The organism is Pseudonocardia sp. Cha107L01, assembly GCF_052566575.1.
The window spans coordinates 6,375,937-6,397,634 of the sequence record NZ_CP199579.1 but is presented as its reverse complement, the minus strand read 5'-3'; the positions used below and the strand labels follow the sequence as shown (position 1 = coordinate 6,397,634).

The following is a 21,698-nucleotide window of genomic DNA, read 5'->3' as shown; positions in this document are numbered from 1 at the left end:
ATGCCATTCGCGGAACGAGGAGAAACCATGATGACCAATACCTTCCGACGACGGCTGACAGTCGTGGGCGCGGCCACCTTGTTGGTGACCCTGACCGCCTGCTCGACCGGCGCGTCCAGCTCGAACGCGTCCAGCTCGAGTGGGTCCGCGGCGGCCTGTGACCTGAGCAAGGTGAACGCTGCCCTGGACAAGTACTCGGGGATTCCGGAATACAAGGATCCCGGGCCGGCCTTCGACATCAGCAAGGCAAAGGGCAAGACCATCTTCAACATCCAGGAGTCGAGCGCCAACCCGTTCACCCAGGCGCTGACCGCCGCGATGACCACGGCCGCCGAGAAGGTCGGTATCAAGGTCGTCGACTACCCGAACCAGGGCGACCACACGCAGTGGATCCAGGGCATGAATGCGGCGATCGCCCAGAAGCCGGACGCGATCACCCTCACCGGCGGCACGATCAGCCCGAACTACTTCAAGCCCCAGGCCACCGCCGCGCGAGAGGCCGGGATCCCGATCATCACGGTGGTCAACGAGGACCTGACCCAGCCGCAGGGGCCCGACGTGACCGCTCGCGTCGCTCAGCCGTACACGCAGGCGGCGCGGCTGAGCGCTGACTACGCGATCAAGGACACCGGCTGCTCGGCCGATGTGCTGGTGCTGACTTCCAAGGAGGTCATCGGGAGCCCGGCTTCGATCGACGCGCTCACCGACGAGTTCAAGACCCAGTGCCCGCAGTGCAAGCTGACCTTCCAGAACGTCTCGGTGCCCGACTGGTCGACCCAGATCACCGGCATCGTGCGCACGGCCATCCAGGCCGACCCGAAACTGAACTACGTCGTGCCGCTCTACGACAGCATGTCGCAGTTCGTCGTGCCGGGCATCCAGCTGGCCGGCGCGACCGGCAGGGTGCACATCTCGACATTCAACGGCACCCCGTTCGTGCTGAAGATGATGCAGGACGCCGACGTCGTCCGAATGGACGTGGGGGAGAACCCGGCACAGGTGGGCTATGCCGTAGTCGACCAGGTGGGCCGGATCCTGACCGGAGCGGGACCGATCGCCTCCGGTGACGAGGGAATTCCGCTGCGGGTGTTCACCAGGACCAACGTCAACGAGGCGGGCACGCCGGCCGAGCTGGGCAAGGGCTACGGCGATGCCTACACCGCGGGCTACCTCAAGCTGTGGGGCCTGACTGCCTGATGCGCACGATCGACGAGGGGCCTGGGCGGATGAACGCGGCGGAGCTGGACCGTCCTCCGTTGGTCAGGGCGCGGAACGTCTCGAAGAGCTTCGGCGGCGTGCGGGTGCTCAACGCCGTGGACCTCGACGTTCTCCCCGGCGAGATTCACGGCCTGCTCGGGGAGAACGGTTCGGGGAAGTCGACCTTCATCAAGGTGTTGGCGGGCTTCCACGAGCCGGACCCAGGTGCCGAGCTGCAGGTCAACGGCGAGGATGTGCCGATGCCGCTCGCCCCGGGGGCCTTCCGCGACTACGGCATGAGCTTCGTGCACCAGGACCTCGGGCTCATGCCGACCCTGAGCGTGCTGGAGAACCTGCGGCTGGGCACCTTCAGCCGGGCCAGCCGCTGGGCGATCTCGTGGCGCAAGGAAGCACAGGCGGCGCGGGAGCTGTTCGCGGAGTTCGCGCTGGACCTCGACCCGGCGGCACGGGTGTCGGACCTGTCCGGCACCGAGCGGGCACTGCTCGCCATCGTCCGCGCGGTGCACGAGATGCGCACGCTGCGCGGCGGGGCCAGGACGGGGCCCGGAATGTTGATCCTGGACGAGCCGACGGTGTTCCTGCCGGAGACCGGGCGTCGGCAGTTGTTCGCGCTCATGCGCGAGATCGCCGCCGATGGCGCCGCCGTTCTGTTCGTCTCGCACGACCTCGACGAGGTCCGCGAGATCACCGACCGCGTCACGGTGTTCCGGGACGGGTTGCTGAAGGCCACCGTCGACACAGCCGGGGTCAGCGACGCGGACCTGGTGCAGCTGATCATCGGTCGTGAGCTGCCCGACTACTCCGCCGAGCACGTGGCTATCTCGGCCGATGGAGCGGTGGAGAGTGACCTGGCGGTGCGGGTGAGCGACCTGTCCGACGAACGCCTCCGGTCGGTCTCCTTCGATCTGGGGGCCGGCGAGGTGCTCGGTTTGACCGGGCTGCTCGGATCGGGCTTCGAGCGGGTTCCGTATCTCCTGTTCGGTGCCTTCGCCGCCGGGTCCGGATCACTCGAGATTGCGGGCGAGAAACTGCTGTTGCCGGCGATGGACCCGGTCAAGGCGATCGCGCACCGGATGGCGCTCATCCCGGCGGACCGGCAGCGCGATGGCAGCGTCGGGAGCATCAGCGTCCGGGACAACGCGATGCTCCGGGTGATCGACCGCTACACCTCTTGGCGGGGACTGCAGCGCCGCCGGATGGCGCGGGACTGCGAGCGCACCCTGGAACGGTTCGACGTGCGCCCGCCCATACCCGGCATCGCCTACCAGTCCCTGTCCGGAGGCAACCAGCAGAAGGTGCTGCTGGCGAAGTGGCTCAGCGCGGAACCCGAGATGTTGCTGTTGCACGAGCCGACCCAGGGCGTCGACGTCGGCGCCCGCGCGCAGATCTACCGCTTCATCCATGATGCCGCCGGCAAGGGCTGCTCGGTACTCTGCGCCAGCTCCGACTATGAGCAGCTCGCCCTGATCTGCGACCGTGTCCTGATCTTCGACCGTGGCCGGGTGGCTCGTGAGCTGCGCGGTTCGGAGATCAGCAAGGACCGGATCGCGCACGAGTGCTACACGCTCGCCGATCGTGTGGATCCAACCGGCCCCGCCGCAACTGACGGCCAGGCTGACCAGGTGAGGGCTGGTGGGCGATGACTCAGGTACCGCGGACCGCGGAGCAGGCAGAAGACGCCACAGGAGCTGGCCGGGCATCGGCGGTGGGGGGTCTGACCCGCGGCCTGGCCCAGCGCTTCTCGATCGTCATCGCACTCGTCGTGGTGGTAATTGTGTTCGGGGCGCTCAAACCGGACGCGTTCCTCACCACGTCGATGCTGCAGGGCATCCTCGGGTCCCAGGCGGTGCTCGTCGTGCTGACCTGCGCGCTGCTGATCCCGCTCACTGCCGGTGACTATGACCTGTCCGTGGCGGGTGTACTGATGCTGTCGCAGATGATGATCGGCGTCCTCAACGCCCAGCTGCACATGAACATCGGACTGGTCGTCGTCCTGTGCCTGGTCACGGGTGCCGTTGTCGGGTTCATCAACGGCGCGTTCGTACTGCTCTTCGGCGTGGATCCGTTCATCGTGACGCTGGGTACCGGCACGGTGCTGAGCGGTGTCGTCCTGTGGATCGGTGACTCGACCACGATCAGCGGGATCTCCACCGGCCTGACCAACTATGTGATCGTCTACCGCTTCCTCGGGGTGCCGCTGGCCTTCTGGTACGGGCTGATCCTGACCGCGCTGCTCTGGTACTTCCTCGAGTACACCGCCGCCGGTCGCCGGTTGTTGTTCGTGGGGCGTGGTCGGGCCGTGTCCCGGCTCAGCGGCCTCCGGGTGACGCGGATCCGCTGGAGCGCGCTGGTCGCCTCCGCGACGATCGCCGCGCTGGCGGGCGTCCTGTACGCCGGCACCACCGGCGCCGCCGACCCGGTGTCCGGCCAAGCGTTCCTGCTGCCCACCTTCGCCGCCGCGTTCCTCGGTTCGACCGCGATCCTGCCCGGCAAGTTCAACTCGTGGGGTTCCTTGCTCGCGGTCTACTTCCTGGTCACCGGAACGACCGGCCTGACGACGATGGGCGCCCAGTCGTACGTGCAGGACCTGTTCTACGGCGGGGCGCTCGTCGTGGCGGTGTGCGCGTCCAGGTACAGCCGTCGCAAGGAAGTCCGGGAGTCGGGCTCACTCTGAGGTCCCTGCCCCAGCACCGCAACGAACGGAGACCACGATGACCTTCGACCCCCGATCCCTGCTGTTCGTGCCGTCGAATCGGCCGGAACGATTCGCGAAGGCGGTGGCCAGCGGGACCGACGCGGTGATCCTCGACCTGGAGGACTCGGTCGGGGTGAGCCAGAAGGCGGCGTCCCGGGACAACCTTCCGGCCGGCGCCGAGCTGGCGGCCGAGGCCGGGGTGCCGGTGTACGTGCGGGTGAACCCGGTCGACACGAAGTGGCACGACGAGGACCTGGCGGCGGCCGCGGCGATCGGGGCTCTCGGGGTGATCGTGCCCAAGTGCGAGGACCCGTCGGTGGTGGCCGAGGTGGAGAGTCGGCTGCGCGCCGCCGAGTCCAGTCCCGATGCCCTCGAGATCGTGCTCATCGTGGAGACCGCGTTGGGCATCCTGGCGGCCGAGCGACTGGCCCGGCCGGGCAGCCGAACCCGGCGGATCTGTTTCGGCGCCTACGACTTCGCTCTCGACATGGGCGTGCGGGTCGAAACGTCCGGCCCGCTGCTGGCGCAGGTCCGCGCCCAGGTGGCGCTCGCGGCCAAGGCCGCCGGGATCCAACCGATCGACACCGCGTTCGCCGACGTCCGTGATCCCGAGGGGATGCGCAGGCAGACCGGGGAGGCCCTCGCCATGGGCTATAGCGGCAAGTTCGCGATCCACCCCGACCAGGTGGCGATCGTCAATGACGTGCTGTCGCCGGGCGCCGGCGAGATCGACGTGGCACGCCGGGTGGTGGACGCCTTCCGGGAGGCGGAGCGCCAGGGCATCGCCGCGATCACGGTGGATGACAAGCTCGTCGACTACCCGATCGCGCTGCGCAGCGAGGCCGTGCTGGCCCGTGCGGAGCAGTTCGGGTTGCTGCCGAGGTGAGCGCCGTCGACGGCCCGGTCCGCTCGACGTCCGGGTTGGACCACTACGTCCGGCGGGGCACCGGGTCCGGCCATGCCCCGATCGTCGCGCTGCACCCGTGGTTCGGGTGCTGGCAGTTCTGGCTGCCGGTCGTGGAGCGGTTCCCGGAGCGCGACTGGGTACTCGTCGACCTGTACTCCGGCGCCGCCGCGATCAGTGCGGACGACAACAGTTTCGACGGGCTCGCGGCCGCGGTCACCGCGCTGATCGGCGAGGTCGCCGACGGCCCGGTGGTCCTCGCCGGCAACTCCACCGGCGGGCTGGTGGCCCAGACGATCGCCATCGCCGGCCGGCCACCGCTCGAGGCGTTGGTGCTGGTCGGGACCGGGGCATCGGCAGTTGGCATCCCTGCCCCGTTCCGCGCGACGCTCGCCGAGTGGCTGGACGCCGAAGGTGCACCGACCCCGGAACTGACCCGCTCGGCGGTGCGGTCGCTGCTGGCCGCCGACCCGGACCCGGCGACGTTCGAGGTGTACGCCGACGCGGTCGCCTCGGCGGACTACCCGTTCCTCAGTGCCGTGCTGCGCGGGGTCCTCGGCCGGGACCTCACCGACCAGTTGCCGGGCATCGACGTATCGACGCTGGTGGTGCGCGGCGAGCAGGACGCCGCCCGCACCGAGGAGCACGTCCGGATCCTGTGCGCGGGGATTCCCGACTGCACCTCGGTCGAGATCGCCGGGGCCGGTCACTCGCCGATGGTCGACCGGCCCGAGTCGTTCGGTAGTGCGCTGCGGGACTTCCTCGATGGTCGAGGTCGTCCCTGACGCCGGGCCGGGTCCGTCTCGAGGAGCTCAGCCGAGTACGTCCGTGGCCTTGTGCTCGGGACCGACGCCGCCGACGATGATCGTGTCGGAGGTAGAGTTCTCGGTTCGCAGGGGCAGTATCGCCTGGTAGCTCGGTGAGGCGTACCAGTTCTGGGCATGTTCGACGCTCGGGAAGGCGATCACGACGGGGGTGCCGACCCAATGCCCGTCCATTCGCTCCGGCTCGTCGCCGTGCACGATGAAATGCCCCTGGTACGGCGCGAGCGTGGCGTCGATTCGTTCCAGGTACTCGACGATGCCCGCGCCGAGGTTCACATCGCGGAGGTTCGCAATTGCGTAGGCGGTCATGAGGTGCTCCCTCGATAGCGGGCCGGGAATTCGGGTTCGATGTCCGTATCAGCCTGATGCGCCAGACCGGCACTGTCGATTACCCGCGACGTCATAGCCGCTACGAACCGATCTTCATCGTCTTCTCGTAGTGATCTTCGAGATTTCCCGCCGACTGCCGGCGGCGCGCCCGAGTTGTGAAGTGTGGTGTTGGAGTGAAAGGATTTGCCTGCCCGTATTAAAGGCGTGGCCCACGCCCGTCGATGCGGTGTGCGAAGGGGGTCCCGATGACGACTGCTCTGATCTGCGACGATCGACGCAGTGTTCGTGAAGGTCTGACCCGCGTGATGGGCGCGGTGACGGGGATGGTGCGGATCGACGCTGTCGGGCATGGCAACGAGTTGCTGGCCCGGTACTCGCGCCAGCCGGTGGACATCGTGCTGGTGGGCACCCAGCGGGCAGTGCCGACCGGTGTGGACGCGGTGCGTCGACTCCTTGCCGCCTACCCGACCGCCAACGTGATCGTGTTCGGTGCACCGGACGACGCGGGCAGCATCACCGCGGCCATTGCCGGGGGAGCCCGGGGTTACCTCCGATGGGACGCCACCCGCCCGGACCTGTTGGCCGCGCTGACCCACACCTTGACCAGCAACGCGGTGCAGTCCGCGGTCACCCGCACCGGCCCGGTCACCGCGCTCACCGAGCGGGAGCTGCAGGTGATGCTGGGCATGAGCCAGGGCAAGAGCAACGGCCAGATCGCCCGCGAGCTCTTCCTGTCCGAGGACACCATCAAGACCCACGCCCGCCGGTTGTTCCGCAAGCTCGGCGTCAAGGACCGCGCCGAAGCCGTGGCACACGGGTTCCGCCAGGGCCTGGTCTCCTGACCGGCCGCCGCGACAACGCGGCGGGGCGCGCCCGGCTCGCCGCGAAGCCGGCTGGATGACCCGCGGGGCTCGCTCTAGAGCTGGCCCTGGTCGCGGAGCAGGCGAACGACGTAGTCGACGGGTTCGCCCTTGCGCAGCAGCCAACCCGCGGTTCTGCCGTTCTGCACGGGGGTGTTGAGCAGCTCGGGCGTGATACCCACCCCGGCCAGTCGCTTCACCTGGGCGAGCTGATCGTGGCGGAACACTTCCAGCCAGGGGATGCAGTCCTCCGGCGGCAGGGCCAGCGCGGTGACCCAGGCCTGGGCATGGGCGGCGGCCTCGGCGTCGCTCAGCCGGGGCTCGCGCCGCTGCAGCTCCGCCGCGAGGGCGTTGGTCTGGGGGCGCTGTGCGGGCGGGCCCGCCGGGCGGGGCCGTCCGGGCAGTCGGGGGCGGTGCGGCGCCTGGCTGGTGCCGACGCCGAGGAAGCGGCGGATCGCGGCCTCATCGGGGTCTTCTTCGGCCACCGCGGTCGTCCAGTCCTCGGTGGGCGCGGGCCGTGCGGCGGGTGGCCCGCTCGGGCGCCGCTGACGGGCCCGCCACGCCTCCTTGATCCGCCGCGCGTCGGAGAGGCCGACCTGGCTGGAGTCGCTCCGCAGGTAGAACCCGAGGCGCTCGGCAACGCTCAGCACCTGGGTGCTGGTGGTGCCCAGCTCCGCGGCGAGCTCGTGCACGCGAATCCCCTGGGCCGGTTCGCTCGAGGCGGGGGCATTCACGTTCCTGCGGGTATGTGGGTACGGGTCGTTCGCCACAGAAGACCTCAAAGGGGAGCGAAAGTCGACGACACCAGGCGCTGACGCCCGGACGCAGGACACCTAGCGCGGCATCGTGCCTACTGAGTGTAACCGATCGGGCGGCGCTGGCCTAGTGTCCTGTGGCCGGTCACTAGCCGCCGTTCGGGGTACCTTCTGCTCGGGCCGAGTGGGTGGTGCACGCCGCGTAGGCGGGAGAGTGCAGCCCGTCAGGCGACGTTTCTGAGCCCGAGGTCACAGCGCGGTGGCGGCGAGTCGACGGTTGCCGGCCTGATCGGTCGGGTATGTAGGTGATCGTCGGGGCAATGCGGAAAAGGTCGAAGTGCGGAGAAGGTAAGGGAAGGGCCACATGTCGAGATCTCCGATCTCCCAACGGGGATCCGGCACGGGAACGGCGGCATTTCTTCGCCGCGTAATCACCGACCAAGCCAACATCGGCGCCATCGCGCCCACGTTCCCCAGGTTGGCGCGACGCCTGGCCGGGCTGATCCCGCCGACGCCAGGCCTGCGGGTGGTCGAGCTCGGTGCCGGCACCGGCGCGGTCAGCACCGCGATCGGGCCTCGGCTGGGTCCGGGAGCGCGGCATTTCGCCCTCGAGCGCGACCCGGACCTGCTTGTCGCCCTCGAGACCCGGGCCCCGTGGGCGCAGCGAATTCCCGGTGATGCCGCCGAGTTGGTCAGCCATCTCGCTGCCCTCGAGGTCGACGAGGTGGACGTGGTGATCAGCGCGCTGCCCTGGGGCTACTTCGACGGCGACCTCCAGCGGCGCATCATGGCCGAGGTGTGTTCGGTGCTCGTTCCGGGCGGGATGTTCGCCACCATCGCCTGCCTGCCGACCCGGCTCAACCCGCGCTCGCGCACCTTCCGGACGATCCTCGAGGCGTCGTTCAAGGAGGTCGCAATCACCTCTCCGACCTGGGCAAACCTTCCGCCGGCTCGGCTGCTGATCTGTCACGGCCCCCGTAGCGAGGCCAGCTCCTAGCTCTGGGCGCCGGACCGCCGAGGTGGTGGCTGAGTTGGGCGTTCCGCAGAGCGACTTGGTGTGACCGATGCGCACGTCGAAAAATACCGGACTGACGTTGGTCTCGGTGAACAATTGACGCGCCAGTCGCGCCAGGGCTGCTGACACCAGGCCGCCCTGTCGGTGACGCGGCGTTATCTCCGGCGTCACGGCGGTGGTTGTGTCCCGTTCGCACGGCGCGCCCCGCCGTGGCTGACCGGACCTAATCTCTCCGGTTCGCGGCTCCGCCCGGGGGACAAGGGCCGTCCCGAACCCGCGGAGCGGTACGTCCCCCAGGTGCCCGGCCCGGGGGACGTACCGCGGCAAGCTCACCCCGCGCGGATCTCATACCGAGCGGCCGCGCCACTCCCGGTAGGTGCGCACCAGCGCGGCGGTCGAGCTGTCCAGCCCGGCGGTGTCCGGTGTGTCGCTGGTGAGCACCGGCCCGAGCTGGCGTGCCATCACCTTGCCCAGTTCGACGCCCCACTGGTCGAACGAGTCGATGCCCCAGATCGTCCCCTCCACGAACGTCACGTGCTCGTAGAAGGCGATCAGCTGGCCGAGTAGCGACGGGGTCAACTTCCGCGCGAGCAGCGTCGAGGTCGGCCGGTTGCCGGGCATCACCTTGTGCGGCACGACGTCCGCCGGGGTGCCCTCGGCGGCGATCTCCTCGGCGGTCTTGCCGAACGCGAGCGCCGTGGTCTGGGCGAACAGGTTCGACATGAACAGGTCGTGCATGTCGGTGCTCGGGTCGTCGGTGGGCACCGGGTTGTTCGGCTCGGCGAAGCCGATGAAGTCGGCCGGGACCAGCCGGGTGCCCTGGTGGAGGAGCTGGTAGAAGGCGTGCTGGCCGTTGGTGCCCGGCTCGCCCCAGAAGATCTCCCCGGTGTCGGTGGTGACCGGCGTGCCGTCGCGGCGCACCGACTTGCCGTTGCTCTCCATGGTCAGCTGTTGCAGGTAGGCCGGCAGCCGGTGCAGGTACTGGCTGTAGGGCAGCACCGCGTGGGTCTGGGTGCCGAAGAAGTTCACGTACCAGACGTTGAGCAACCCGGAGATCACCGGCAGGTTCTGCTCCAGCGGCGTGGTGCGGAAGTGCTCGTCCATGGCGTGCATGCCGGCCAGGAACTCGGCGAACTGTTCCTTGCCGATAGCCACCATCAGGGAGAGACCGATCGCGGAGTCGACCGAGTAGCGCCCGCCCACCCAGTCCCAGAAGCCGAACATGTTGGCCTCGTCGATGCCGAACGCGGAGACCTCCTTCGCGTTCGTCGACACGGCGACGAAGTGCTTGGCCACCGCGGCGGGGTCGCCGTCCAGCCCGGCCAGGAGCCAGTCGCGGGCGGTGCGGGCGTTGGTCAGCGTCTCCAGGGTGGTGAAGGTCTTGGAGGAGATGATGAACAGCGTGCTGGCCGGGTCGAGGTCGCGGGTGGCCTCGCTGATGTCGGTCGGGTCGATGTTGGAGACGAAGCGCAGCTCCAAGCCCCGGTCCGAGTACGACTTGAGCGCCTCGTAGGCCATCACCGGGCCGAGGTCGGAGCCGCCGATGCCGATGTTCACCACCGTGCGGATCCGCTCACCGGTGTGCCCGGTCCACTTCCCGGAGCGGACGTCGTCGGTGAACGCGCCCATCCGGTCGAGCACCTCGTGGACGTCGGCCACAACGTCCTGGCCGTCGACCACGAGTGATGCGTCGCGCGGCAGTCGCAGCGCGGTGTGCAGCACGGCCCGGTTCTCGCTGGTGTTGATGTGCTTGCCGGCGAACATCGCTTCGGTGCGCTCGGGCAGGCCCGCGCGCCGGGCGAGCGCGGTCAGCAGCGGCAGCGTGTCGCGGGTGATGCGGTGCTTGGAGTAGTCGAGGCGCAGGTCGGCGCCCTGGACGGTCATGGCCTCGGCGCGGCCGGGATCGTCGGCGAAGAACTCGCGCAGATGGGTATCGGCGATCGTCGTGTGGTGCTCGGTCAGAGCGGACCACTCAGGCGTGGTCGTGACGTCGATCGGGTGGTCGGCGGTGACGTCTGGTGTGGACACGTCGCCATCCTGCCCCTTGTCGGCCCGTCGCGCGGACCGGCACCCGATCGGACGGCTACGAGATCCCACGATCGACCCGCTATCGCGAGGTCGAATTCCGCTCTTCCGCGGTCTGGTGCAGCTCGCTGGCGAGGCGGAACCCGATCGGGGCGCCGTCCACGGCCGCGTCGGCGGAGTCCCAGTCGATCCCGGCGAAGGTGAACTCGGTGGGCTGCTCGACGCCGAGGCCGCCCGGAACGGCCGACAGCACGGCCACCAGGTCAGGCAGCGGGGCGAACGGGGTGCGTCGGATGAATCGGCCCTGAGCGTCGCGGTTGTGACCGTCCGACTGTTCCGGTTCGAGTTGCTCGTCGGGCGTTTCGCCGCGTTGTTGGGGGACGCGGGCACCGTTGTCCCCGGGGCGTTGGTCCCCACCGGGGAGGGGATGCACGTCGAGCCGGTGGGCGCCCCGGCTGCCCGCCCCGGGCGCATGGCTGCCGGCGGTATGTGACTGGATGGAATCCTCCATGGTTCGGCTCCTGTGTCAGTACCGGATCTGGGTCTGGGATGCGGTTCTGCCGCGTCTCGCCGGAGGCTGAGAAGTCGGGACGCGGCAGCGCTCCTCGTTATTGCGATGACGGCCCGATCGGCGCAATGCTCGATGCAGGTCACCTGATCAGGTTTCCGATCGGGTGAATATCACCTCGCAATTTGTAACTTCTCAGAACGATTCCGTCACTGATAGACCCGGAAGAGTTAACTCAATAGGAGGTTAAGGTGACGTAAAGGATGGACCGCTGCTCCGTCTCACTGTGTGTGACGGTGCGGCCGCCCGGGCGCTACGCACTGTGACTCTCCCGGTCACCGATCTCAAGCGGCCTGGAGGACTGCCAGACCCACCGAGGTCAGCGCGGCCGGAGCGGGCATCGCACCGGTCGCCGTGATGAGGCCCGCGCTGGCCAGCCGCGAGCCGGCGAACTGGTCCGCCAGGCAGAAACCGTCGACGGTCAGCGAGGTGCCACAGCTGCCGGACACCATGCAGCGTCCCTCGGCGATCGCGCGGAGAACGGCGCGGTCCCGGCTGCTCAACTGGGTGGGAGAGGTGGTGTTCATGATTGCCGGTCCTTTCCGGTCCGATCGCGGGCCGCGTTGCCGATCTCTGGGTGTCCGCTGGCTTTCCCGGACACCTGCAAGGTTGCTCCGCCCGCGCGGCGCGGACCATCGAGCAGGCCCCACACCGGCCGGGTAGAACCCGCCAGTCCGAGGTAGGGAGAACCCCCGGAGCCGGCGTCGCTCAGACCTCGCTGAGCACCGGCATTCCCCTCGTGCCCGGTCACGGTGAGCTCGGGCGCAGGGCGTCGAGGACGGCGTCCAACTCGTCCCGGTCGCGATTCGGCGGCAGGACCAGGACCGGCATGTCCGCGCCGGCGGCATACCACCCGGACAGGGCAGCCCGTGCGGCGTCCGGGTTCCCCCATATCGTGAGCTCGTCGAGGAGTACCGCCGCGGCGGCCGGTACCTCGGAGGTGCCGTGGGTCGGGTTCGCCGCGAGCACCGCGTCGACGGCGGCCCCGAAGCCGTGGTTTCGCAGCGTGCGCGCATAGAGCGGGCCCATGCTGGTCAGGTAGAACGCGACCCACCATGAGGCCAGCGCGCGGGCTCGGGCCGGATCGGGAGCCACGGCGACGGGCAGTCCAGGACAGATCCGCGGCAGCGGCCTCCCGGGCCCGCCACGGGCAGCACCGTCCTCGATCAGGCGCAGACCCTCCTTCAGACCGGACGCTGGCAGCAGGAACGGGTACCAGCAGTCCGCCAGCTCACCACAGAGCCGTACCGCCGCCGGGCCCAGCGCGGCCAACTGGATCGGGATATCCGACGACGGAGGCACCCCGAGCCGCAGCGGCCTGCTCCCGCCGGAGACCGAGGACACGATGCGGCCGCCGTCGAGCAACCTCCGAACCTGGCGGGTGACGGCACCGAGCCGTTCGACCGGCGCGCGGAACGCGACGTCGTGCAGTCCCTCGGCGAGCTGTGGACTGCCCGCGCCGAGGCCGAGGACGAAACGCCCGCCGGACAGCTCGGCGAGGCTGCTGGCCAGCATCGCGATGCTCCCGGCACTGCGACCCCAGATGTTGAGCACGCCGGTCCCGAGCTGGATCCGGCTGGTCCTGATGGCGATCTCGGTCAGCAGCACCGAGACGTCGTGGCCCCACGCCTCGGCCACGAAGAATGCGGTGTAGCCGAGTTCCTCGGCCCGGGTGGCCAGGTGCAGCACCACCTCACGCCGGGTCTCCAGCGGGGTGATCCCGACGGCGAGCGGTCGGATCGTGGTCATCGGGACACCTTCCTGGCCAGGACCACCTTCGTGATCTCGGGGATGAGCACCTCGGCGGGGGCGGGCGCGAAGCCGGCGCCGCGGAGCCGGTCGGACAGCCCGGCGGCGGAGAACGACACACCGTCGGAGCGGTAGGCCAGGTACTGCAGGAACCACAGTGCAGCGAGCGCCGGCCCGGGCCCGATGTCGTCGAGCATGAAGTCGTGCACGAGGAGCAGTCCGCCAGGTGCGAGGCGGGCGTGTGCCTTCCGGAGCACGGTGTCGATCTGGCACTCGCCGAGCGCGCTGAGCAGGTACGACATGACCACCACGTCCTGCCCACCCGGCCAGGGGTCGTGCACAGCGTCGGCCGCCCGCAGATCGATCCGCGCGTTGAGGCCGCTGGCGTCGCGGTAGTCCCGCGCGACATCGACGACGGCGGGAAAGTCGAGGACGGTGGCCCGCAGGCCCGGGTTCGCCTCGCACAGGGCGATCGAGAACGCACCGCTGCCGCCGCCCACGTCGAGCAGCCGCTCGGCGGCGCCCAGCGGAACCCGCCGGGCCAGGACCCGTGCCGCCGCGAGCGAGCCCGCGTGCTGGGCCGCGGTGAACGTACGGGCCTCCGCCGGCTCGGACATCAGCCCGCCGAGGGTGTCGAATGCGGAGCCGGTACCCGCGAGCCCGACGTCGAGGTGCAGGAGCGCCGGATAGATCTGCCGGGCGACCTGGAGACGGAAGTACTCGCCGAAGTCACCGGGTGCACCCCGCACCAGGTAGCGCTGCGACGCCGGCGCGTTCCGGTAGCACGGCCCCTCGGTGACGAGAAGCCCGAGCGCGGCCAGCGCGTGCAGGAGCGTCCGCAACCGGTTCGGCGGGATGCGGGTCGTCGCCGACAAAGTCGTGACATTGCGCGGTCCGTCGGCGAGCAGGCTGAACAGGTCGATCTCCAGGGCGGCGAACAGCGCCTTGGAGGCCATGAACCCGTAGGCGATGTGGGACAGGTCGCCACGCTCGGTCGCGGGCAGGGGGGCTGATCGCATCTGTCCTCCTCCGTCCAGGTCGCACTACTCTCCCGGGACCGGCTTGCAATCGGATTGCATCCCGTGAGCGAGGGCGAATGCAGTTCCGGATCCTGGGGACACTGGAGGTCACGGCCGACGGCGAACCCGTCGCGCTCGGCGGTCCGAAGCCGCGTGCGCTGCTCGCGGCCCTGCTCCTCAGACCGGGAGCGGCCGTGTCGACCGACCGCCTCGTCGAGGCTGTCTGGGGCGACGCCCCGCCACCGAACGCGCTCAGCGCGCTACGCGCCTACGTCTCGCGCCTGCGGACCGTCCTGGGCTCGGTCGGCGGTGCGGAGCGGCTGCGTTACCGGGCGCCGGGATACGTGCTCGCACTGGCCGACGGCGAGCTCGACGCCGCGGAGTTCGCACGGCTGATCTCCCTGGCCCGAGGGCCGGCGGCGACAGCTGAGTACGAGCAGGTCGTTCAGCTGCTGGACACCGCGTTGGGACTGTGGCGCGATGATCCGCTCGCGGAGTTCGCGCACCTCGATTTTGTCGGCGCGGCGGCATCCAGACTCGCTGACCTGCGGCTTACCGCCATCGAGGAGCGTGCGGACGCACTGCTGCGACTGGGCCGAGGTAGTGAGGTCGTGGCCGAGCTCGCCGCGCTCTTCCAGACCTACCCCGAGCGGGAGCGGCTCGCGGTCCTGCTGATGCGCGGGCTGTACGGCTGTGGCCGCCAGGCCGATGCGCTGGCCGTGTACCAGGAGTTGCGCCGGCGGCTCGTCGGCGATCTGGGTGTGGAGCCGTCGGAGCCGGCGCGGGCCCTGCAGCGGCAGATGCTCACGCACGACCCCGCTCTCGTGCCGCCCCGCTCCGGACCGCCCAGCAACCTGCCGCGGCGGGCGAGCAGTCTGATCGGCCGAGACGACGAGATCCGGCGCGTGACCGCGGCGATGCGCGACGCGTCGATGGTGACACTGACGGGCGTCGGTGGTGTCGGCAAATCACGGCTGGCGCTGGAGGCGGCGGGGCAGGACCGGTCCCGGTTCCCGGACGGCGTGTGGCTCTGTGAGCTCGCGCCGCTCGCCGATGGCGGTCCGGTGAGTCATGCCGTCGCCGTCGCGCTCCGGGTACAGCAACGACACGGACTGACGATCGAGCAGACCGTGATCGAGTACCTGCGGGTCCGCAAGCTGCTGTTGGTCATGGACAATTGCGAGCACGTACTGGACGCGGCGTCGCGGCTACTCGATCGCGTGGTCTCGCACTGCCCCGATGTCGTCGTGCTGGCCACGAGCCGGGAGGCGCTGGGAGTCGAGGGCGAGCAGGTCTGGCCGCTGCCGCCGCTGTCGGTGGACGACGCGACCGCGCTGTTCGTACAGCGCGCACGGGCGGCCCGCCCGGACTTCCACCCCGATCACGAGATCGAGGGTTCGGTCGCCGAGATCTGCCGGCGGCTCGACGGCCTGCCGCTCGCGATTGAGCTGGCCGCCGCGCGGATGCGGGTCATGAGCGCGGCGGAGGTAGCCCGCCGACTCGACGACGGGCGCCTGCTGGCCCGTGGATCCAGTGCCGCGCAGCCGCGCCATCAGAGCCTCACCGCCGCGATCGACTGGTCCTACCGGCTGCTGTCCGAACCCGAGCAGCGGCTGTTCGCGCGGCTGTCGGTGTTCGCGGGCGGCGCGGATCTCGCCGCGGTCCACGCGGTGTGCGCTGAGCCCGGGCGAAGCGAGGCCGACACCCTCGACCTGCTCGCCGCGTTGGTGGACAAGTCGATGGTGGTGGCGGCGGGTGGTCCGGGCGGCACCCGGTACCGCGTTCTGGAGACGCTGCGCGCGTACGGGCGGGAGCGCCGGCCGGCGGGCGGATCGCTCGCGGACCGGCACGCCGAGTACTACACGGAGCTGGCCGAGCAGGCGGCGCTCGGGGTGCAGGGCCCCGACGAACGGATCTGGGTCGAGCGGACGCTGCCGGACCAGGACAACCTGCGGGCGGCATTCGAGCGGACTGTCGCCGACCGCAATCCCGACCTCGCCATGCGGTTGGTGACATCGCTGCCCGAGGTCTCCCACATCCGGGTCGGCTACGAGGCGGCCGGCTGGGCCGAGCGTGCGCTCGAGCTGACATCCGAGAGCCACCCGCTCTTCGTCGCGGGTGTCGGTGCGGCGGCCCGCGGCGCGTGGAACGTCGGCGACTTCGCGCGCGCCCGCCGTCTGGTGGCACGGGCCGGCGGGCGGGTCCCCGATCGCGGCACGGCGCGGTCCGGGTATCCCGCCGACGTCGCGGCGGACGTGGGCCTCTACGAGGGTGACGTCGACCCCGCCCTGCGCCACTACGAGGCGCAGGTCCTGCTCGCGCGGCGCGACGACGACCCGATCCGGCTGGTGTGGACGCTCTACTACGTGGCGATCTGCCACGCCGTCCGCCGTGCACCCGAGCTCGGGCTCCCCGCCGCCCGGGAGTGCCGGAAGGTGGCGGAGGCGACCGCGAACCCGACCGCCGTGTCGATGGCCCGCTACGCGCTCGGCCTGGTGCTCAAGAAGTCCGACCCCGACCAGGCGCTGGCGCTGTTCGACGAGGCCGCGGCACTGGCCGCGTCGGTGCACAACTTCTGGTGGTCGGGGATCGCGCTGATGGAAGCCGCGTCCACCCGCGCGGTGCACGGTGAGCCGGCTGTCGCTGCCCGGGCTCTGATCGACGTCCTGGATCACTGGGATCGGGTCGGGGACCGGACCCAGCAGTGGCTCAACCTGCGGTACGTGGTGCGACTGCTCGTCCGGCTCGGTGCGGACTACGACGCCGTGGTGCTGCATCACTGCCTCCTGGCGGCGGCCAAGCCGTCCCCGCTGGATGCGTCGCGGGCGGCGGGGCTGGCCGAGGTCCTCGGCGCGGAGCGGTTCGCCGCCGCCCGGTCCCTCGGCTCGGGGCTCTCCGCCGCGGCGGCTGTCGCCGTTGCGCGTTCCTGCCTTCGCCGATCCTGCTGATCCCGCCGGGTCTGTTACAGCCCGGGTGCAATCGGTTTGCAATCCACCGGCGGCACTGTGGGCGGCGATGTCACCAACGACAGGAGAACCGACATGGCCGTCGACGACGACAAGCTGATGCAGTTGCTCGGGCAGTTCGTAGGAGATCTGGGGGCGACCATGGCCGCCGGTGGCGTGGTGATCGGCCACCGACTCGGGTTGTACCGAGCGCTCGCGGAGGGTGCGGCCACCCCGGAGCAGCTCGCCGAGCGGACCGGCTGCCATCCCCGCTACCTGGCCGAGTGGCTCCGTGGGCAGGCCGCCGGCGGCTACGTCGGCTACGACCCGGCCACCGGTACGTTCGACATGTCCGAGGAACAGGCGTTCGCGCTCACCGACCCGTCCGGTCCGGTCTACCTGCCCGGCGCATTCCTGCTCGCGCTCGCCGCGCTGCGCGCCGAACCGAGAATCACCGAGGCCTTCCGGACCGGCGAGGGCATGGGCTGGCACGAGCACCACGAGGACCTGTTCACCGGCACCGAGCTGTTCTTCCGCCCGGGATACCTCGCCAACCTCACGGCGAACTGGATCCCCGCGCTGGACGGTGTCGAGGCGAAGTTGACGGCGGGGGGAACCGTCGCCGACATCGGCTGCGGGCTCGGGGCCTCGACCGTGCTGATGGCGCAGGCCTATCCGAGAGCAAGGGTTGTCGGCTCGGACTACCACGACGCCTCGATCGAGTTGGCGCGCAAGCACTCGGTCGACGCGGGGGTCGCCGACCGTGCGACCTTCGAGCTGGCGTCGGCCCAGAGCTTCACCGGTACCGGTTACGACCTGGTCACCTCCTTCGACTGCCTGCACGACATGGGTGACCCGCTCGGGGCCGCACAGCACGTCCGCGAAGCGCTGGCCCCGGACGGCACCTGGATGGTGGTCGAGCCGGCCGCGGGTGACCGCGTCGAGGACAACCTGAACCCGGTGGGCCGCATGTACTACTCGGCGTCAACGTTCCTGTGCGTGCCGAACGGGCTGTCCCAACCGGGCGGTTACGCCCTCGGCGCCCAGGCCGGTGGGGAGGCGATCCGCCAGGTGACGGCGGACGCCGGGTTCACCCGGTTCCGGCTGGCCGCCGAGACGCCGTTCAACCGCATCTACGAAGTCCAGCGCTAGGCCGCGTCGGACGCTCCCTGGGCGGCTCCCGCCAGCCGGGTCGGCCCGGGTTGGCCGCCGCCGAGGGGTGATCAGATCAAGAGGAGCAGATGACCATGCGTTTTCAGGAGGGGCCTACCGGCGAGCAGGCTCGCGCCCTGTGTGTGGCGGCGGCCGGCACGGTGTTGGCGCTGGTCACCTTCACCACCCCGATCGCCACGCTGGCTAGCACCGCGAGGGACCTGGGCTCCGGCCCGGGTGGCCAGGCCTGGATCCTCAGCTCGATGAGCCTCGGGCTGGCGGTCGGGCTGCTGCCGACCGGTGCGCTCGGTGACGACCACGGGCGGCGCCGAATGTTCCTCGCCGGGGCCATCGGGCTGACCGTGGCGTCGGCGGCCGCCGCGCTCGCACCAGGCACCGCTGCGCTGGCTCTGGCCCGGGTCGGGCAGGGTCTCGCGGTGGCGGCGATCCTGTCCTGCGGACTGGGGCTGATCGGGCACGCGTTCCCGCCCGGCCCCCGGCGGATCCAGGCCACCGGGGTGTGGGGCGCCTGCCTGGGCGCGGGGATCGCGGTCGGCCCGCTGATGGCCGGGGCACTGGATGCCGGGCCGGGGTGGCGGAGCGCCTACTGGTCGACCGCGGCGCTGTCGGCGGTGCTGGGCGTGCTGTCCCGGCGGCTGCTCACCGAGTCCAGGGCGGACCGGCGGCAACCTGTGGACCTGGCCGGCATGCTTCTGCTCGCCGCGGCGCTGGCCTGCGAGATCGCCGGCCTGGTCGAGGGGCGGGCGGGGTGGGGCCGGCCGCTGGTGGTGGGTCTACTGGTCGGCGGTGTCGTGCTGGGCGCGGTGTTCGTCGTCGTCGAACTGCGTCGGCGGGCGCCGATGCTGGATCTGCGACTGTTCGGCCGGCCCGACTTCGCGGGTGCGACGATCGCCGCGCTTGCCACCGGCGCCGGGGTCGTCGCGGCCATGTCGTTCCTGCCGACCCTGGTCCAGCGAGGCCTCGGCCACAGTGCCTCCTACGCGGCACTGGTCCTGTTGGTCTGGTCGGCCACCAGCGTGCTGACCGCGTTGCTCGCCCGCCGGTTGCCGGCCCGGGTCTCCCCGCGTTCGCAGTTGGTGTTCGGCCTCCTCGGGGTCGGGGTGGGACTGGCGATGTCCGGCCTCGGCCCCGCGGCGGGCGCGGCGCACCTGCTGCCCGGTCTACTGGTGGCCGGTGTGGCGAACGGGGTGCTCAACGCCGCGCTGGCCCGCCAGGCGGTGGCCAGTGCGCCGGCCGGCCTGGCCAGCATCGGCAGCGGGGCCAACAACACGGCGCGCTACCTCGGTGGGGCCCTGGGAGTGACGGTGGTGGCAGTGCTCAGCACACACGCCGAGCCCGCCGCGATGGTTGCCGGCTGGAATCACTCCACCCTGGTCGCCGGGGGCCTTTCAGCGCTGGGTGCGCTGGTTGTCGCGGCCTGCCGGCCCCGGACCGGCCTGGACCGGCGAGAGCGGGCCACGCTTCGCCGATCCGAGCTGTCGATCGCGACGCTCGGCCCCCGGGGCCGCCGGTCGCTCAGGTGCCGGTGATCCAGTTGGACGTCAGCAGCACCAGCCCGAGTGAGCAGCCCGCGACGACCACGAGGCCGAGTGCGGCGACGATGAGCGGCCGGACACCGCTGCGGGCAATCTCGCGGAGATCGAAGTTGAGTCCGACGCCGGCGAAGCAGAGCAGGAACGCCCACTTCGACAGGTTGCCGAGGCTGGTCACCTCGGCCTTGGTGAACGCTCCGGCGGTGGCCAGCGCCGAGACGGCGATGAAGCCGAGCACGAACTTCGGGAAGGTGCGCCAGACGAACGCCGACCGTGCCCGGAGCCCGCTGGCCACCGCCACCCCGCCGCGGTTGGACCAGTAGATCGCGTATCCGAGCACGACGATGCCGATCAGCGCGTTGCGGGTGTTCTTGACCGCCACCGCGACCTGCTGGGCGTGCTGGGAGTAGGCCGCGCCGGTGGCGGTGGTCTCGGCGGTGTTGTCGACGGCGAGGCCGGCCCAGAGGCCGAACTGCGTGTCGGAGAGCTGCAGCGCGTGCCCGATGGCGGGGAAGCTGAACAGCGCGACGGCGCCCAGGGCGAGGATCGCGGCAATGGCGTAGCCGGAGTCCTCGTCGTCGGCGTCGATTGCTCCCCTGCCCGCGATGATCGCCGAGACCCCGCAGATCGACGTGCCGATCGCCAGCAGCGTCGAGAGTTTGCCGCTCAGCCCGAACGCCTTGCCGACCAGCAGGATCACCGTAGTGGCGACCACCATGTCGATCAGGATCAGCCCGAGGCTGAAGCCGCCGAGCTTCGCCAGGTCGCCCAGCAGGAACCGCGCGCCGAGCAGCACGATGCCGATCTTCAGCCAGAACTCGTAGGTGCCGACGCCCGGGCGGAACGCCTTGGGCACACCGACCGTGTTGCGGATGAGCAGGCCGAGAATGATCGCCCACAGCACATATTCGATGTCCGGCAACGCCGTCCCGGTGGCCTTGCCGACGCTGCGCAGCCCGGTCTGGGCGAAGGTGCCGATCACGCCGACGACCACCAGCAGGACCAGGCCGGGCAGGTAGCGCAGTACGGGGATTCCCGTGTTGGCGCCGCTGCTGGTGGTGGACTCCGCGGGGGCGGTCATTTGACGAGGAAGGGGATCGAGGGCAGCAGGCCCGTGACGGCGAGCAGGACCAGTACGGCCGCGACGATCACGGCCGCCCAGTCCGCTCCGAGCCGGGCCGTCAGGCCCAGGTGCGACGGATCCGGGTCCGGGGTCGGGGTTGTCTCCGACGGGTTCGTACTCAAGGTGACCTCCAGCGGACGGTGCCACGCCCGGCGGACGGGCGCGCGCGGGTATTCGGGGGATGGGGCGGAAGGAATGTCGAAACGCGGCGCGCTAGTGCTGGCGGGCCGCTGTCAGCCGAGTTGACAGGCGCTGGAGGTGACGAAACAGCAGTCGATCCAACGACGCTGCGTCAGGAAGCCGGCCATGAGCTGAGAGCTTACGTCCCAATCCTCGCTGGCACACCAGTCGATTCCACATCGGACCGGAGGAGATTCAGCCGGTGGCGCCGGTTTCAGGTCCGCGCCCGGCGAGCCGCCACCCCCGCCGAGTTCAACCACAGCGGCCTCCCGCGCGTGATCAACAGCGGGTGGGGTTGAACTCGGCGAAACAATCGTCTCGACGGCGGGAATGTGCAGCGCGCGCAGGACCGCAGTGCCGACACCACGACGGACCCGACAACACGTAGAAGGCCGGGCGCGCCATTCTCGCGGCGTGCGCGCACGCCGCGTGGGACCGGGCTGGGAGGGGGCGCCGGGCTGGACGGCCGGCGCGGGCCACCCGGCGGTTCGTCCGACCGGGCAGGTCGAGAACGCACATCTAGGTCTAGGAGGGTCCTGGATGATGCCGCTGGTCGCGTTCGGTGATCCAGTCGGATGCGTCGCTCGGTGAGCATTTCCGTCCGGCCCTGCTCCGCTGGCCCGGCGTCATGCGCGGCCGCGCCAGATTCACGGTGAGCCAAACCCTTCTCCGGCGGTGCGAACTCGACTATCACTCTCTCGTCAGATGCTGGTCGGCGGCACCGCTACAGGAGCGTGAAGTACTGATGGGGGCTGATGCCGCGACGCGGGCTCCGCTCGGGGA

The 21,698-nt window shown here is 70.4% G+C and carries 19 protein-coding genes; 10 read left to right on the top strand and 9 right to left on the bottom strand.

Annotation, left to right across the window (positions count from 1 at the left end; genetic code table 11):
• Positions 1-30: 30 nt before the first annotated feature.
• The 5 genes from ACTXG6_RS30060 to ACTXG6_RS30040 all read left to right on the top strand — a co-directional run bounded on the left by ACTXG6_RS30060 (position 31) and on the right by ACTXG6_RS30040 (position 5,602).
• Entirely contained in the window at positions 31-1,197 is a 1,167-nt protein-coding gene (locus tag ACTXG6_RS30060) for a sugar ABC transporter substrate-binding protein (RefSeq protein WP_445182773.1), read from the top strand.
• The gene (locus ACTXG6_RS30055) at positions 1,197-2,861 is read left to right on the top strand and encodes a sugar ABC transporter ATP-binding protein (RefSeq protein WP_445182772.1); all 1,665 of its coding nucleotides are present in this window, start codon (positions 1,197-1,199) and stop codon (positions 2,859-2,861) included. Before ACTXG6_RS30060 ends, ACTXG6_RS30055 begins: the two co-directional genes overlap by 1 nt.
• A gap of 62 nt (positions 2,862-2,923) precedes the next feature.
• Entirely contained in the window at positions 2,924-3,892 is a 969-nt protein-coding gene (locus ACTXG6_RS30050) for an ABC transporter permease (protein WP_445182771.1), read from the top strand.
• Between the two features lie 37 nt (positions 3,893-3,929).
• Positions 3,930-4,799 carry an HpcH/HpaI aldolase/citrate lyase family protein gene (locus tag ACTXG6_RS30045; RefSeq protein ID WP_445182770.1) on the top strand — a complete coding sequence of 290 codons (870 nt, stop codon included), beginning with the start codon at positions 3,930-3,932 and terminating at the stop codon, positions 4,797-4,799.
• Positions 4,796-5,602 carry an alpha/beta fold hydrolase gene (locus ACTXG6_RS30040; RefSeq protein WP_445182769.1) on the top strand — a complete coding sequence of 269 codons (807 nt, stop codon included), beginning with the start codon at positions 4,796-4,798 and terminating at the stop codon, positions 5,600-5,602. The genes ACTXG6_RS30045 and ACTXG6_RS30040 overlap by 4 nt, the downstream gene beginning before the upstream one ends.
• Positions 5,603-5,629: 27 nt before the next feature.
• On the opposite strand, the gene ACTXG6_RS30035 is transcribed toward ACTXG6_RS30040, so the two are convergent.
• Entirely contained in the window at positions 5,630-5,950 is a 321-nt protein-coding gene (locus tag ACTXG6_RS30035) for a DUF1330 domain-containing protein (RefSeq protein WP_445182768.1), read from the bottom strand.
• Positions 5,951-6,216: 266 nt separating this feature from the next.
• On the opposite strand from ACTXG6_RS30035, the gene ACTXG6_RS30030 reads away from it, so the two are divergent.
• The gene (locus ACTXG6_RS30030) at positions 6,217-6,813 is read left to right on the top strand and encodes a LuxR C-terminal-related transcriptional regulator (RefSeq protein WP_445182767.1); all 597 of its coding nucleotides are present in this window, start codon (positions 6,217-6,219) and stop codon (positions 6,811-6,813) included.
• A gap of 74 nt (positions 6,814-6,887) precedes the next feature.
• Here the strand turns inward: ACTXG6_RS30030 and ACTXG6_RS30025 are convergent, their stop codons facing one another.
• On the bottom strand, positions 6,888-7,523 hold the full coding sequence (locus ACTXG6_RS30025) for a hypothetical protein (protein ID WP_445182766.1): 636 nt from the start codon (positions 7,521-7,523) through the stop codon (positions 6,888-6,890).
• A gap of 427 nt (positions 7,524-7,950) precedes the next feature.
• On the opposite strand from ACTXG6_RS30025, the gene ACTXG6_RS30020 reads away from it, so the two are divergent.
• The gene (locus ACTXG6_RS30020) at positions 7,951-8,583 is read left to right on the top strand and encodes a class I SAM-dependent methyltransferase (protein WP_445182765.1); all 633 of its coding nucleotides are present in this window, start codon (positions 7,951-7,953) and stop codon (positions 8,581-8,583) included.
• Between the two features lie 363 nt (positions 8,584-8,946).
• On the opposite strand, the gene pgi is transcribed toward ACTXG6_RS30020, so the two are convergent.
• From pgi to ACTXG6_RS29995, 5 genes are all read right to left on the bottom strand, one after another.
• The gene (gene pgi / locus ACTXG6_RS30015) at positions 8,947-10,629 is read right to left on the bottom strand and encodes a glucose-6-phosphate isomerase (RefSeq protein ID WP_445182764.1); all 1,683 of its coding nucleotides are present in this window, start codon (positions 10,627-10,629) and stop codon (positions 8,947-8,949) included.
• Between the two features lie 79 nt (positions 10,630-10,708).
• Positions 10,709-11,137 carry a hypothetical protein gene (locus tag ACTXG6_RS30010; protein WP_445182763.1) on the bottom strand — a complete coding sequence of 143 codons (429 nt, stop codon included), beginning with the start codon at positions 11,135-11,137 and terminating at the stop codon, positions 10,709-10,711.
• Between the two features lie 341 nt (positions 11,138-11,478).
• Positions 11,479-11,721, bottom strand: coding sequence for a hypothetical protein (locus ACTXG6_RS30005; RefSeq protein WP_445182762.1), 243 nt, complete (start codon positions 11,719-11,721; stop codon positions 11,479-11,481).
• A 220-nt stretch (positions 11,722-11,941) separates the two neighbouring features.
• The gene (locus ACTXG6_RS30000) at positions 11,942-12,943 is read right to left on the bottom strand and encodes an LLM class flavin-dependent oxidoreductase (RefSeq protein ID WP_445182761.1); all 1,002 of its coding nucleotides are present in this window, start codon (positions 12,941-12,943) and stop codon (positions 11,942-11,944) included.
• Complete coding sequence (locus ACTXG6_RS29995; RefSeq protein ID WP_445182760.1) at positions 12,940-13,962, bottom strand: methyltransferase; 1,023 nt, start codon at positions 13,960-13,962, stop codon at positions 12,940-12,942. Before ACTXG6_RS29995 ends, ACTXG6_RS30000 begins: the two co-directional genes overlap by 4 nt.
• Before the next feature lie 77 nt (positions 13,963-14,039).
• Here ACTXG6_RS29995 and ACTXG6_RS29990 point away from each other — a divergent pair, with 77 nt between their 5' ends.
• The 3 genes from ACTXG6_RS29990 (at position 14,040) to ACTXG6_RS29980 (ending at position 19,609) form a co-directional block, all read left to right on the top strand.
• A complete protein-coding gene (locus ACTXG6_RS29990) occupies positions 14,040-16,910 on the top strand; it encodes a BTAD domain-containing putative transcriptional regulator (protein WP_445182759.1) in 2,871 nt (956 codons plus the stop codon).
• A gap of 93 nt (positions 16,911-17,003) precedes the next feature.
• The gene (locus tag ACTXG6_RS29985; protein ID WP_445182758.1) at positions 17,004-18,059 is read left to right on the top strand and encodes a class I SAM-dependent methyltransferase; all 1,056 of its coding nucleotides are present in this window, start codon (positions 17,004-17,006) and stop codon (positions 18,057-18,059) included.
• A 95-nt stretch (positions 18,060-18,154) separates the two neighbouring features.
• A complete protein-coding gene (locus ACTXG6_RS29980) occupies positions 18,155-19,609 on the top strand; it encodes an MFS transporter (protein ID WP_445182757.1) in 1,455 nt (484 codons plus the stop codon).
• Here ACTXG6_RS29980 and ACTXG6_RS29975 read toward each other — a convergent pair.
• Together ACTXG6_RS29975 and ACTXG6_RS29970 are read right to left on the bottom strand one after the other, a co-directional pair.
• Positions 19,596-20,693, bottom strand: coding sequence for a YeiH family protein (locus ACTXG6_RS29975; RefSeq protein WP_445182756.1), 1,098 nt, complete (start codon positions 20,691-20,693; stop codon positions 19,596-19,598). The genes ACTXG6_RS29980 and ACTXG6_RS29975 overlap by 14 nt on opposite strands.
• Complete coding sequence (locus tag ACTXG6_RS29970) at positions 20,690-20,857, bottom strand: hypothetical protein (RefSeq protein ID WP_445182755.1); 168 nt, start codon at positions 20,855-20,857, stop codon at positions 20,690-20,692. Before ACTXG6_RS29970 ends, ACTXG6_RS29975 begins: the two co-directional genes overlap by 4 nt.
• Between the last annotated feature and the right edge of the window lie 841 nt (positions 20,858-21,698).